This window comes from Grimontia hollisae CIP 101886 (genome assembly GCF_000176515.1).
GTDB lineage: Bacteria > Pseudomonadota > Gammaproteobacteria > Enterobacterales > Vibrionaceae > Enterovibrio > Enterovibrio hollisae.
In genome coordinates, this window is record NZ_ADAQ01000011.1 from 280486 (window position 1) to 293610 (window position 13125).

Here is a 13125-nt window from a genome sequence, read left to right on the forward strand (position 1 = left end):
GTGCTGACAGCAGGGTGTCTAATTGCGAAAAACGATCAGCAAGATCTTCATATGAAAGGAACAAACAACCACCTCTCCCGCATCGCGGAAATACCGGAAAAACTGGCGAAGTATATACCCAACCTGCCAGAAGTTGCAGGCAGTTAGGGTATCGCTAAACAGCGAATTACCTTACCGGTAATTCGAATTGCTCGAAAAACTTCTCAACGTCATCCGCATCTTTCATCTGCACCACGGTATCGATGTTTTCACGTGTCAGGTGCGGCGCAAAACTCTCGATAAAGTCATACATATAGTTACGAAGCACTGTGCCGCGGCGGAAACCGATTCGGGTCGTGCTGGCCTCAAAAATATGGCTGGCATCAATAGCCACTAAATCGTCATCCAGCTGATTATCGTACGCCATGCGAGCCATCACACCCACCCCCACCCCCAAACGCACATACGTTTTAATCACATCGGCATCTGTCGCGGTAAACACAATATTCGGCTTCAATTTGGCCTTGTTAAAAGCCGTATCAAGACTGGAGCGTCCGGTAAAACCAAACACATAGGTCACCAAGGGAAATTGGGCGATATCGTAAATGGAAATGGAAGGGCGCCGCGCAAGAGGATGGTCTTTTCTGACAATTAACGCACGGGTCCAGTGATAACAAGGCAACATCAACAGATCTTCATACAAATAAGAGGCTTCAGTCGCAATCGCAAAATCAGAGGTACCTTTCAATACAAACTCTGCAATCTGGCTCGGTGCCCCCTGATGCATGTGCAGTGATACGTTTGGATAACGTTTTACAAAACCGGAGATAACCGCTGGCAGTGCATATCTCGCCTGAGTATGTGTCGTCGCAATATTAAGTTGCCCACACCCTGGATGAGTGTACTCCTGCGCGACAGACTTAATGCTGTCGACCCGGGACAAAATATCTCTGGCGATATCGACAATCTGGCGGCCTGCAGGGGTAAGTTTGGTCAAGTGTTTGCCGCTTCGTCCAAATATCTGCACACCCAGCTCATCTTCTAACGCGCGGATCTGCTTACTGATACCGGGCTGGGAGGTGTAAAGGCTTTCCGCTGTAGACGAAACATTCAAGTCGTGATTTACGACTTCGACGATATATTTTAGTTGTTGTAATTTCATAATGTTGCAGCAAACAAATAACAGGTGTACTGATTTTATAGCGTGAATTTTGATGAAGGCGTAGTGCCATCATTCTTAACCTGTACCCAGCGCCCAAAATAGACCGCTGGATAAGATGAAATATCCACAACAATGATTACTGATAACGTAATGATCACGTTGTGAATAAACATGCGTTTATGCGCAGTAAATGAGAGAAAAGGGTTACGACACGCTAAAATTTAGCTAAGATCGAGAATAGTACGAACAAACTATGACCCTACCTGTAGATCGTGTATCTTAGGCAGTCATCGTTTTAACAGGGAATATCGACGCTCACTTATGAATATCGCCTTAGTTGTTGGCTTATGCGTCATTCTGCTTGGTCTTATTGTTGGCTACAACATTATGGCTCAGCAACGACAACGTGTAGAGTCTACCAAGCGCCAGGAAATGGCTAAATATATCGCCGTTATTGATGCCACCGAAGAGCTGATCGGAAACGCGCACAACCTTCCATACAGTGGCGCTCTGCTTATTTGCCTAAACCAGAAAATTCTGGATGCGCTGAAAACCATGCATGAAATCGATAAAAGTGATCGCTCTTTGCCACAGCGAATCACCGATGTGCAAAACCAAATCAACCAGATCAAGCAAAGCTACCAGAATAAAGAATCTACCTCATTCCGTGTACCAGACAGTGACCGTGAAGCGATTTCCATGTTGAAACTGGTAAAACGCTTACGCGCAGTGATCAAAGCAGAACACACTAAGGGTCGTTTACAAACACAGGCCTTTGTGGCCGAAAATGCGCGCCTTGAACAGATGCAAATGAAGATCAACGTCGAGAATGTGTTGAAGCGCGTTAACGATGCCAAAATCAAAGGCCAGATGGGGACCGCACAACAGCTTCTGAAGAAAGCACTGGATGTTGTCAGCGCCAAAAATGATCCTTATTGCCAATCAGCAAAAGAAAACCTTTCTGCGATGCTGGAAGATGTCAACACTGCCTTGAATGAAAGCACCGCTGCACAAAAACCAAAAGACAAAGAAAGCGATGAGCTGGACGAGCTGTTTGCGCCAAAGAAAAAATGGTAAACCTCACCCCTCGTTATTTATAAAAAATCCCAGCGCTGTTTTTACGCTGGGATTTTTCTTCTCCGGACGTTATACCCTCGTGTTATCCCACCGACGTTAAACGGTTAACACCGTTACCAAACGACACAAAAAACCAACAGTGACAACACCAAACCTGTGCCCATTTTACACCCCTATAACCCTTAATTCCCTAGGGGAATATCATAGTTAGTTTTCATCTAGACACCGGTTCCGAGGGTTGATCTCATTCACATTTCGCGATTGTTCTATCCCTATAATCGGCGAGGATTTCCACTTTTACTGTTGAATAAACATGAGCATAGAAGAAAACAAAGTCGGTCAGGCACGTGTTGTCGTGACCAGTGTTATCGCGGTATCCGCACTGATTTTCCTATCCCAGTTTGTTATCGGTACCCAGAAAATAGATCTGGGCTTTGCCACCCTCTCCATCCTGCCAATGCTGTTTGCAGTGATGTTCGGTATGGCGCTGTCGGTGAACTGGACCAAAAACAAAATCAAGGCATGGGGTAAAATCTTCACCGAAAAAGAAGAAGGCTTTTGCGGCAAGATGGTTGGTTACTGCCTGTTGGTATTGGGTACCCAATACGCAGGCATGATTATTCCCAACCTAGAGATGATCATTGATGCTGGCATTCCCCTGTTGTTCCAGGAACTGGGTAACCTGCTTCCCATCTTGGTTGCCATTCCATTGGCAGTGAAGTTCAAGTTTGACCGCAAAGCAATTGGTGCATGCTCGTCTATTAGTCGCGAGCCTTCTATCGCCGTTATCCAGGGCAAGTTTGGCACTGGTAGTCCTGAATACGTCGGCGTGCTGGCAATTTACCTGTGCGGTTCAGTGATCGGCACCCTGTGGTTCTCTGTGTTAGGCAGTATCGCCCCGCTGACTGGTCTACACCCACTGGCATTGGCCGCAGGCTCCGGCGTCGGCTCTGGCTCTATGTTGAGTGCGGCATCCGGTGCGCTGGTCTCCGGCCTTGAGCCTGCGCTGGCACAACAAGTCCTGAGTATTGCGGCAGCATCTAATCTGTTGTCTTCTGTTTTGGGTGCACTGTCGCTGACCTTCCTGGGTCTGCCTCTGGCTGAATGCGTTTACAAACTTTGCAATAAAGGTAACTAAGTCATGAAAGCGATTATGAATGACATGAAGCTGGTATCGCTTGCAATTGTACTGGCTGGCTTTACCCAGTTCCTGACTAATGGCACGGCGCCAACTGAAATGGTTCACAGCTTTATAGCCATGTCCGTGATTGTGTTCCTGTCTCTGGTAGCGAAGAAGTACATTCCATCTTCCCTGCCAACGTTTGCTTACGCAACCATCATCGGCATCTTGATCTGTCTGCCTGAGACACCTGTGCGTACTTACTTCCTGGAGTCTGTGGGCAAGATCCAGTTCTTGTCTGTGTGTGTGCCGCTACTGGCGTTCGCCGGCCTGTCTGTCGGCGGTCAGATGGAAGAACTGAAAAAAATGTCCTGGAAAGTTATCGTTATCTTCCTCGTCGTTGCCACCAGTTGTTTCTTCGGTGCATCTGTAATTGCGCAAATCGGTTTCCAAATGAAAGGGATCATCTAAATGTCAGCAAAATATTCTACTTTCAACCTGGACAGCAAACTGTTGGACCTGCATGCATTCAGCATTAAAACCCGTCGTGACCTGCATCAGATCCCGGAACTCTCGGGTGAAGAATTTAAAACCACGGCTTACTGTCAGGCGCTGATGCGTGAAATGGGCTACACCCTGACCACGTACGAGGGGTTCACCGGTTTTATCGCAGATTTAACTGTAAACCCAGCGTGGAAACGTGTTGGCTTCCGTGCAGACATGGACGCACTGGAAATGAACGACATGACCGACAACGAATACCGTTCAACCCATGAAGGGCGTTCACACAACTGTGGTCACGACACCCACATGGCGATTGCCCTGACCACGGCGAAATATCTGGCTGAAAACCACAACGAATTGAAACACAACGTGCGCTTTATCTTCCAAATGGCAGAAGAAGACATGCGGGTACCAGGTGCCAGCAAAATGGTTGAGCTTGGCTGCATGGACGGTGTGTCGGAAGTGTATGCCCTGCACAACGATGCGGCGCTGGAATACGGTGTTGTGAAAATCAACAACGGTATTATGTCTTCTTATGGCTCGGCATGGACACTGGAAGTGCACGGCGTATCTGCGCACGGCTCGACGCCACAGAAAGGCCTGGATGCTATCCGCGAAGCCAGCCGTATCATTATGGATATGGACTATGTGGTTGCGAAGCGCACCAATCCGTTCAGCCCGGCGGTATTCGGTTGCGGCATGTTCAATGGCGGCAGCATTCCAAATGCCATTGCAGATTACGCGCAGGCACGTGGTACTATCCGCGCAATGGATGCAGAAACGGACCAGATCCTGAAAAACAGCTTTGAAACCTTCGTGAAGGAAAGTGAAATCCGTGGTTTTAAAACCACCATGGTATGCGAAGGCTACCCTGCGGTGATCAACCACCCGGATGCGTATCAGCGTGTAGTGGACGCAGCGCGCGCTACCGTACCGGCAGACCGGCTCGATCCGAACGGCAACCCCATGACAGGCTCTGAAGATTTCAGTCTGATGATAAACGCGGCAGAAGATTGCAAAGGTGCAATGTTCTTCCTGGGCAGTGGTAACAAAGAAGCAGGTATCTGTAACTACCTGCATTCAAATCCTTACTACGTGGATGACGACTTTCTGCTGATCGGTGCGCAGATCTTTATCCGCATCGCATGCAGCTGACAAAAACAGAGACTATCGAGACTGTAAGCGAAGGGGCTGGCTCACCACCAGCCCCTTTTCTTTAAACAATAAAACTGGCAAAGAAAACACCGGCGTTTTTTGCCGGCGTTTCTATCAGAATCGCGGTGTCATCAGTAAACCGGGAGTTCCAGTCCCTCAAACAACTTGTCTACCTTATCGCTGCTGTTTTGCATCAACACACTTTCCATCAAGGTCTTGGTCAGGTGCGGTGAAAACGACGTCAGAAAATCATACATATAGTTTTGCAGCAAAATGTCTTTTGAAAAGCAAATCCAGGCGTTACAAGGTTCGAACAGGTGATCCAGGTTAATGTACGTCAGGCCACTGTTTTCTATATCTTTAGCTGCCAGGGTAGAAACAATGCCAATGCCAAAGCCCAGCTGTACGTATCGCTTAATCACATCGGCATCCATCACTGTCATAAAGTAATTTGGGGTAATACCCGCACGTTGGAAAGTCTCATCCTGAACCTGGCGCCCAGTCGAACCCGGTTCATAGCTCAGGATAGGATATTCAGAAAGCTGTTTGAGCGTCGGCTTTCTCACGACGGCTAACGGATGATCTTCCGGCACCACCAATCCCATTGTCCAGCGATAGGCAGGCAGTTGGATCAGATCATTATCCGCACCAATATCGTGGGCAACAATCGAGAAATCTGAATGCCCTTTACTGATCACACCTTTGGTTTGCAGGGGTAACGTAGGGTGCAGGTGGAAATTGATGTTTGGATATTTTTTGGTGAAATACGACACACTGTTTGGCAGCAAATAACGTGCAATCGTGTGAGTGGTATAGATGTTCAGCGTACCGACACTGGGGTCGAGATGCTCGCTGGCAAGGGCCTTGATCTTCTGTTCAAGCGCCAGCATGCGCTCAACCTGCTCAAGGATGCGCTCACCAATTGGCGTAATACCACTCAGATTTTTACCGCGACGTTCAAAGATCCTGACACCCAGTTCCTTTTCAAGCAGGCCAACTTGCTTACTCACCCCTGGTTGGGTAGTAAAAAGCGACTGCGAAGCCGCAGACACATTCAGATTATTGTCCTTGATCGCTTTTAAATATTTAAGCTGCTGAAGTTTCAATCCCTTACTCCATTCAACGATGTCAGCGTTAGAACTTAAATTTATAAGAGCAAACCTTTTTACACAAGTGAAACCGGGGAAATTTGGCTGGGGACAACAAAGTTTGAGATGACGGCAGGGTGTTTGAGCCTGCCGGCACAGGCTCTACAGGTCAGCGGCGGGATTGGCAAAGGTCCAGTACTGCATCACTGGCTTTTTCAATCAGATCCAATACGCGCTCAAACCCTTGGTTACCCCCATAGTAGGGATCAGGGATTTCTTTCACAGGCGATGTCCCGTGACTCAAAAAAAGCGACACACGGTTCCGGTATTTATCCGGACAACGGTCAAGCAAATCAGCCAGGTTAGCCTTGTCCGATGCCAATATGTAATCAAACGCTTCAAAGTCTGATGCGTTGACCTGGCGTGAGTAGATGCCGGTAAAATCGTACCCCCTCGCTTCTCCCGCTTTTCGGGCGCGTTCATCCGGTTTTGCGCCGGTGTGATAGCCGATGGTCCCTGCTGAATCGATCACGACATCCAAACCACGGGCCTGCGCTTTGGCGCGAAGTACTGCTTCTCCGGTAGGCGAACGACAGATATTGCCCATACAGACAACGAGTATTTTTAGTGGGTTAGCAGACATTCGCGCTCCATTTCTTATCGTAAACGTCAACACTCTAACCAATCAGGGAGTGGAGAGCAAAGTCAGTGGCAAAACAGCTTAGAAAGCTTGCTCAAGGAACGCACCGAAGGTTCCCCCATGAACGTTTATCCGCCTCTTCCCGGTAGCGGGGAGAATCAAATACCAGAGTAATTTACTTGGTTTTGGGTTTAGAGACTTCCATCTAGTCATGGTTTTGGTATGTTGTGATCCCATTTTGCTCCAGTCAGCCACAAAGAAATAAAAGGAAAAACGAATGAGCGACGAGCGCTATAAAGCCCGGCAACAAAAAGTGAAACAACAGGTCGACGAGCGTGTGGCCGCTGCACAAATTGAAAAAGGTTTATTGTTAGTGATTACCGGCAACGGTAAAGGAAAGTCCACCTCCGGCTTTGGCATGATCACCCGTGCTACCGGCCATGGGCAGAAATGTGGTGTGGCTCAGTTTATCAAAGGGACGTGGGAGTGTGGCGAGCGCAACCTTCTTGAAAAGTGTGGTGTGGAATTCCATGTGATGGCAACTGGCTTTACCTGGGATACCCAGGACAAAGCTGCCGATACCCGCGCCGCGCAGGCTGTGTGGCAAGAATGCAAACGCATGCTGGCAGACCCGGATTATGATGTGGTGATGCTGGACGAAATGACCTATATGGTCACCTACGGTTATATCGATCTGGAAGAAGTCGTCGAGGCACTGGAAAACCGTCCAAGTGATCAGTCAGTGATCATCACCGGTCGTGCCGCCCACCGCACACTGACTGACATGGCAGATACCGTGTCAGAGGTTCGTAATGTGAAACATGCATTTGATGCTGGCATCAAGGTACGAAAGGGAATCGACTGGTAACCCATGCCAGTTTTCTGACTTTCGGGATAAAAACGCCCAGCAACCGCTGGGCTTGATTGTCTTTAGTCAGGAAGGCTCATCATCGCGGAAGCAGTCATTAGCGTTGCAAAGCATCGCATCAATAGTTTGTGCGCCGAGCAGCCGCATCCAAAGCGCTGGAATTTGGCGTGGCAGCACTGGGCCGGGATCCAATTGCACAGGCGTTACGACTTGCCATACCTGATTGTCCCCCCGCTCTGCCACCACAAAACGGAAGGGATGATACATCGCCATTCCCAGACGCAAGTCTGTCGCTGTCAGTGCATTGCCCTCCTGATGATAACGCACGAATCCCTGGGTAAACCGCTCAAAATCTGACAGCAATACCGGCTTACCCGAAACCGTCCAGTCGCCGCGGGCGATCGGTATCCAGTCAATGGCAGGCTCTTCATCCAGCAACGATGTCAGCCCTTCCCAGTACCTGCCCTCGTCAAGCACCACCACACGCCAAAGCACCGTATTAAACGGCGTTGGCCCGATAAATACCGGCTGCCCTTCCAGAGGGGTACCTGCCACATTATCCTCTACCCTTTCTTTCACCGTACCTATCGCAACCAACGACCAGGCCAGATAAAGGGTAGAGATGGCCACCCCTACCCCACAGAGTTTGGCAGCACGGCGACGCCAGATAAACGCGGCAAGCACAGGAACCAAAAGGGGAATCGTGTATAGCGGATCAATAATAAAGATACTGGATATTGCCACCGGAGGCGTATCGAGGGGCCAGAAAAGTTGAGTCCCATAGGTAGTGAACGCATCAAGCAGTGGGTGGGTCACCAACACTGCCGTGAACAACAGCCACAATTGCCAACGTGGCCATGTTTTGGCAACCAGCTTTTTCCAAAGCATGGCTAACAAAGTCGCGAAGGGGATCAACACAAACAGAGAATGGCTGAATCCACGGTGTTTAATCATGTTGGAAATGGGATCGCCATAATCCAGAACAACATCGAGATCAGGCACGGTGCCCAATGCCGCACCCGCGAGAAGTGCTTTGGGCGAGCACCGTTTACCGGCAACCAGTCCTGCAACAGCAGCACCAAGTGCTGCCTGGGAAATAGAGTCCATGTACGTGTATTTCCTTTTATTTAAAGCTGCTTATTTTTCTGATCGGAAACCAGATTCTAACCCAGTGAGAAAATTGAGAAAGCAAATACACAAAATGAAACGAATAACTGTGGGGGGACAGATCCCTCCCTGCTGGATTTCTGGGCGCTGTCTCCCAACATTACTTTCGCACTTTTTGTAGGTTTAAAAGAGTCAAGCCAACAATGAGGAGAGGTCGATACAATGCCAGGAAAAGTGTCCGATTATATGACGCGCAAACTGATCACCATCAGCCCTGAAAAGGGAATCAGGGAGGCCTATTTCCTGATGAGAGACAAGGACATCCGCCACCTTCCCGTGGTTGAAAACGATGCGTTGGTTGGCATCATCAGTGACCGACAACTCCGCCGCCCAAACTGGGCCGATGAATCGCCGGATATCGAACACCCTTACCTGCTGTCTGATGACTTAACCGTCGGGGATGTGATGATCAAAGACATCATCACCTGCCACACCTACGAAACCCTGTCAAAAGCAAACCAGAAACTGCTCGACCACAATATCGGTGCGATGCCTGTGCTGGATAAAACCGGCGATCTGGTGGGCATGCTTTCCGCTGTTGACTTGCTGGCGGCTTTACAAGACATCCTTAAGCGGGAAAAGAGCCAGAAAAAGCTCCGTACCTGAACCAAATTACATTCCCAAAAAGAAAGCCGCAGTGCAATGCAACGCGGCTTTCCGTTTATTCGGAGAGAAGATCAGTTAAACAAACCTTTCAATAACTGGTCCGCCACCTGTTTCACCTTGTCATCTTCTGCCTTGTCACCCAGCAGCTTCTTCAGGCCACGCTCTGCTTCTTTGCGTGCCTTTTCTTCCAATACTTTATTGCTGGTTAGCAGGGATTTAACATCCAGCTTATAGCTTGGTTCAGCCCAACTACCGCCAATGTTGACCGGAATAGTGATATCTTTCAGTTCATCGATATCTTTACCGCCCTGTCCCTTGCTGGTGCCCACCACAGAGACAAACACGTCAAAATCCAGATCTTCTTTCACCAGATTGGTCTGGCCTTCACTGCGTACGCGAAGTGCCGGCGCTTCCATCTTCAGGTTACGGGTAGAGGCAATGCCTTTACCAAGGTTAAAGGTTGCCGTCAGGGCGCTGAAGTCCGTTTTCCGCGTTTCTTCCACGTATTCTGCACGTTGGCCTTTCAGGGTGGCTTTCGCCTCACGGATCATCTCAGGAATGTTGATCCCGTTGACCGCACCATCGGTAAAATTGATGGCGACTGTACCGGTAATACCAGTACGCAGGCGTTTTTCAGAAAGTCCAACACCGCTGACACTGACATCAATGCTGCCTCGGCCAGACAACATGTCCTGGTTTGCAGCGTCCTTGAGTAAAGGAAGAACATTGACATTACGGATGTCATTTTTAACGTGGTAGCGCGCCGGGGAAACAGTCGCATCCAAGGAGCCAGTGGCATTGATCGTGCCGTCATAAAGCTTGGCATCAAACTGACGAAGGGCAACGTTGCCACGGTTTACGGCGAAATCGGCCACTACACCTGTCACCTGTACATTGCTGGCAACAAAATCGTCAATGGTGATTTTGCCAGCAATATCGAGCCCTTTCAGCGCAGACAAATCCGGCTCAACATCGCTCAGGGGTTGCTTCGCTCCTACGGATTTGTCTCCACGGCCAGAACCAATGCCCTCACTGCCTGATGATGCCGGTTTTTCTGTACTTTCAGCGCGTCCTCCCGGAAAGGTGTCCAGATTGATGCTCGGGCTGTGAACATCAAACCGGATAGACGGAATCTCGGCCAATGCAATCGAAACCTTGCCATCAAAACCCAATTCATCGACAGCCGCTTTCAGTTTTTCTACAGCCAGAGTCTGGGCCTTATTATCAAAGGCCACATCGCCACTCACGCTAATTTTCATTTCCGGGCGGGGAAGGCTTGTGCCAGATACGGTGGTTTCAAGAGACAAACCGCTGGCGGTGATCAGTGACACGCCCTCATCAATCTGCGCGGTGGTCTTGCCGGATGCATCAAACGCCATGTCGCTGGCTTTACCCTTGGCTGAAAAATCAAACACCATGGGAATACCCAGTCCAAGGCGGTCAGCTTTCAGGGAGAAGCTATCCAATTGGGTTTGCGCATCACTTGCTGTCGCTGCGAGAGTCAGGGCACGCAGCTGCGATTTCATGATCTCTTTATCAATCATGGCTTCTGCATCACCTTTGGCTGAAAAAGCCAGAGCGTTCTGCTTGCCATCTACATCAAACTCAATCGGCACCCAAACCCCGGTTTCAAGCTTTCCGATAGTCAGGTTCAGTTTGCTGATTTCGCTCTGGGTGCCGGCGTTATCATCACGTACTGTCGCGCTGGCATCCAGCAGTTCAAGGCCACCGATTGAGATGGTCCAGTCTGCGGCTGACGCTTGCGCAGGCGATGAAGCGTTGGAAACAGGCTCAGGGTTTTCAGCAGGCGCCGTTTCTGTTGCTGTCTCTCCGGATAAACCATCCAGGTTACTGACACCATTTGGCAGGGTTTGGATGAATATACGGGCACCGTGCAGGCTGACAAGACCAATATCAAGCGTATCAGACAGCAACGGCATCACCGCGACAGACAGCTCGGCTTTGTCCAGTTTCAACATATCTGGCTCTGCAAAGCCCTGGGGATTTTTGAATGCCAGTTGTTCAACCGACAACCCCAGACTTGGCCAGAATCGCCAACTGATGTCACCGTCAATCACCAGTTCGCGTCCGGTCGTTTTTTTGACTTCATTAGCGATAAGCGGCTTAAAATCATTGGGGTTAATGAAAGCTATGATGGCGCCGACAGCCACCACGACTAACAGCAACAGTCCAAGCAGAATAGAGAGAAACTTTTTCATGATGATGTACATTTCCTTTTGAGATGCGGTTGAGAGTAACCAAAAGACGGGAAAACTCCTGCATTAAATCAAACAAATTCAGTCATTTCCCATTCATGTGATCTTCACCAATCCTTGATGCTACCGCTCCCTGTTGATTTTTATATTTGGCATTGTGGCGTTTATGATAAGGCTTTTCAGCATCACTTGACATAATCTCAAAGCTCAACGCACCGATAGGCATACCGGGCCTCAATGCCAGGGGTAGCCGTCCGCTGTTATAAAATTCCAGCACAATTCTTCCCTGCCAGCCCGGGTCGATGCGGTGGGCTGTGACATGCACCATCAGCCCCAGTCTGGCTAGTGATGAACGGCCATCAAGCCACCCGACAATATCATCCGGCAAGGTTACCACTTCATGCGTGACCGCCAAGGCCAGCTGTCCCGGGTGCAGAAAAAATGCCTCACCATCAGCAAGTTCAATCTCATCGCTCATGACTTTATCGAGCTGAGCGGACACGTCTTCCCGTGGTCCTGACAAATCAATAAACGGTACACAGTGTTCAGTAAAGACACGGAACTGGTTTCCCAAAGTCACATCGACAGTGACACCGGAAATCGCATCATCACTGGGTCTTGGTTCGATAGCAATCATGCCATCATCCAGATATTCCCGGATATGTTTGTCACTCAATCTCATCGTGCGTTCCCTCGTTAGAATCAAAAGCCGTATTCTTTCCACCTGACAACCTAAGATGTCATTAGGTAAAAGCTACCCCACTGTTTTATACCCAAATTCAGGTGTAAAAAAAGCCGGTTACCCGGCTTTTCCTCTTATGCTTTTAACAATTTGGCGATGTGTGCTTTCAATACATCAATCGCTATTCGGTTTTTACCGCCACGCGGAACGATAATGTCTGCATATTGTTTTGACGGCTCAATAAACTGCATAAACATGGGGCGGACTGTTTTCTGGTACTGTTCAAGCACAGACTCCATCGTGCGCCCACGCTCTGCAACGTCACGCTTCACCCGGCGCAGCAAACAGATATCCAGTGGCGTATCCATAAAGATACTTGCGTGCATCAGCTCACGCAGACGTGGATCCGTCAGCAGCAGAATACCTTCCAAAATGATCACTTTCTTGGGTGTCATCGTGGTGGTTTCCGCCATGCGAGTGTGTTCTGAGTAGCTGTATTGTGGCACTTCTACCGCATGACCATCCATCAATTCCTTCAAGTGCTGGCACAGAAGGTCATGGTCCAGTGCTTGTGGATGGTCGTAGTTGGTTTTAACACGCTCTTCCATACTGAGATGACTTTGATCGCGGTAGTAGCGGTCTTCCGTGATAACACCGATCTGATGATCGCCAACTTTCTCTTTAAGTTCTTGGTAGATAGTGCTTGCGATCAAACTTTTACCGGATGCAGATGCCCCTGCAATGCCGATAATGACACATTGGTTGTTGTCACTCATAAATGAATACCCAGAGATTTTGGCGATAAATAAACCGCCTGATTATAGGGAGTTGATACCGCACATGCCATCTAATTCTGTGACC

General features: G+C 49.1%; 13 protein-coding genes. 6 read left to right on the forward strand and 7 right to left on the reverse strand.

What is annotated here, in order from left to right:
- Window positions 1-166 precede the first annotated feature (166 nt).
- Window positions 167-1141 (reverse strand): HTH-type transcriptional regulator CysB, encoded by a 975-nt coding sequence (cysB, locus tag VHA_RS07580; RefSeq protein WP_005503288.1) that lies wholly within the window; start codon window positions 1139-1141, stop codon window positions 167-169.
- Window positions 1142-1462: 321 nt separating this feature from the next.
- On the opposite strand from cysB, the gene VHA_RS07585 reads away from it, so the two are divergent.
- The 4 genes from VHA_RS07585 (at window position 1463) to VHA_RS07600 (ending at window position 4997) form a co-directional block, all read left to right on the forward strand.
- On the forward strand, window positions 1463-2218 hold the full coding sequence (locus VHA_RS07585) for a hypothetical protein (protein ID WP_005503290.1): 756 nt from the start codon (window positions 1463-1465) through the stop codon (window positions 2216-2218).
- A gap of 313 nt (window positions 2219-2531) precedes the next feature.
- Entirely contained in the window at window positions 2532-3356 is an 825-nt protein-coding gene (locus VHA_RS07590; protein WP_005503292.1) for a DUF3100 domain-containing protein, read from the forward strand.
- Window positions 3357-3359: 3 nt separating this feature from the next.
- A complete protein-coding gene (locus VHA_RS07595) occupies window positions 3360-3809 on the forward strand; it encodes a hypothetical protein (protein WP_005503293.1) in 450 nt (149 codons plus the stop codon).
- Window positions 3810-4997 (forward strand): M20 metallopeptidase family protein, encoded by a 1188-nt coding sequence (locus VHA_RS07600; protein WP_005503294.1) that lies wholly within the window; start codon window positions 3810-3812, stop codon window positions 4995-4997.
- Window positions 4998-5128: 131 nt separating this feature from the next.
- On the opposite strand, the gene VHA_RS07605 is transcribed toward VHA_RS07600, so the two are convergent.
- Window positions 5129-6103: a LysR substrate-binding domain-containing protein gene (locus VHA_RS07605; RefSeq protein WP_005503295.1), complete on the reverse strand. Its 975-nt coding sequence runs from the start codon at window positions 6101-6103 to the stop codon at window positions 5129-5131.
- Between the two features lie 151 nt (window positions 6104-6254).
- Window positions 6255-6728 (reverse strand): low molecular weight protein-tyrosine-phosphatase, encoded by a 474-nt coding sequence (locus VHA_RS07610; protein ID WP_005503296.1) that lies wholly within the window; start codon window positions 6726-6728, stop codon window positions 6255-6257.
- 274 nt (window positions 6729-7002) lie between these two features.
- On the opposite strand from VHA_RS07610, the gene cobO reads away from it, so the two are divergent.
- Window positions 7003-7593 carry a cob(I)yrinic acid a,c-diamide adenosyltransferase gene (cobO, locus tag VHA_RS07615; RefSeq protein WP_005503297.1) on the forward strand — a complete coding sequence of 197 codons (591 nt, stop codon included), beginning with the start codon at window positions 7003-7005 and terminating at the stop codon, window positions 7591-7593.
- Window positions 7594-7659: 66 nt separating this feature from the next.
- On the opposite strand, the gene VHA_RS07620 is transcribed toward cobO, so the two are convergent.
- A complete protein-coding gene (locus tag VHA_RS07620; protein ID WP_005503305.1) occupies window positions 7660-8700 on the reverse strand; it encodes a metal-dependent hydrolase in 1041 nt (346 codons plus the stop codon).
- A gap of 222 nt (window positions 8701-8922) precedes the next feature.
- Between VHA_RS07620 and VHA_RS07625 the strand changes: the two genes are divergently transcribed.
- Window positions 8923-9366, forward strand: coding sequence for a CBS domain-containing protein (locus tag VHA_RS07625; RefSeq protein ID WP_005503307.1), 444 nt, complete (start codon window positions 8923-8925; stop codon window positions 9364-9366).
- A gap of 71 nt (window positions 9367-9437) precedes the next feature.
- Here the strand turns inward: VHA_RS07625 and VHA_RS07630 are convergent, their stop codons facing one another.
- The 3 genes from VHA_RS07630 to udk all read right to left on the reverse strand — a co-directional run bounded on the left by VHA_RS07630 (window position 9438) and on the right by udk (window position 13040).
- Complete coding sequence (locus VHA_RS07630) at window positions 9438-11585, reverse strand: AsmA family protein (RefSeq protein WP_005503309.1); 2148 nt, start codon at window positions 11583-11585, stop codon at window positions 9438-9440.
- A gap of 82 nt (window positions 11586-11667) precedes the next feature.
- Window positions 11668-12264: a dCTP deaminase gene (gene dcd, locus VHA_RS07635; protein WP_005503311.1), complete on the reverse strand. Its 597-nt coding sequence runs from the start codon at window positions 12262-12264 to the stop codon at window positions 11668-11670.
- A 134-nt stretch (window positions 12265-12398) separates the two neighbouring features.
- Window positions 12399-13040 carry a uridine kinase gene (gene udk / locus VHA_RS07640; RefSeq protein WP_005503314.1) on the reverse strand — a complete coding sequence of 214 codons (642 nt, stop codon included), beginning with the start codon at window positions 13038-13040 and terminating at the stop codon, window positions 12399-12401.
- Between the last annotated feature and the right edge of the window lie 85 nt (window positions 13041-13125).

Bases quoted from the DNA above. Each gene is read 5' to 3' on its own strand.
- udk (WP_005503314.1), bottom strand. From the start codon at position 13,040: ATGAGTGACAACAACCAATGTGTCATTATCGGCATTGCAGGGGCATCT.
- dcd (WP_005503311.1), bottom strand. From the start codon at position 12,264: ATGAGATTGAGTGACAAACATATCCGGGAATATCTGGATGATGGCATG.
- cobO (WP_005503297.1), top strand. From the start codon at position 7,003: ATGAGCGACGAGCGCTATAAAGCCCGGCAACAAAAAGTGAAACAACAG.
- VHA_RS07600 (WP_005503294.1), top strand. From the start codon at position 3,810: ATGTCAGCAAAATATTCTACTTTCAACCTGGACAGCAAACTGTTGGAC.
- VHA_RS07625 (WP_005503307.1), top strand. From the start codon at position 8,923: ATGCCAGGAAAAGTGTCCGATTATATGACGCGCAAACTGATCACCATC.
- cysB (WP_005503288.1), bottom strand. From the start codon at position 1,141: ATGAAATTACAACAACTAAAATATATCGTCGAAGTCGTAAATCACGAC.
- VHA_RS07620 (WP_005503305.1), bottom strand. From the start codon at position 8,700: ATGGACTCTATTTCCCAGGCAGCACTTGGTGCTGCTGTTGCAGGACTG.
- VHA_RS07630 (WP_005503309.1), bottom strand. From the start codon at position 11,585: ATGAAAAAGTTTCTCTCTATTCTGCTTGGACTGTTGCTGTTAGTCGTG.
- VHA_RS07610 (WP_005503296.1), bottom strand. From the start codon at position 6,728: ATGTCTGCTAACCCACTAAAAATACTCGTTGTCTGTATGGGCAATATC.
- VHA_RS07595 (WP_005503293.1), top strand. From the start codon at position 3,360: ATGAAAGCGATTATGAATGACATGAAGCTGGTATCGCTTGCAATTGTA.
- VHA_RS07590 (WP_005503292.1), top strand. From the start codon at position 2,532: ATGAGCATAGAAGAAAACAAAGTCGGTCAGGCACGTGTTGTCGTGACC.
- VHA_RS07585 (WP_005503290.1), top strand. From the start codon at position 1,463: ATGAATATCGCCTTAGTTGTTGGCTTATGCGTCATTCTGCTTGGTCTT.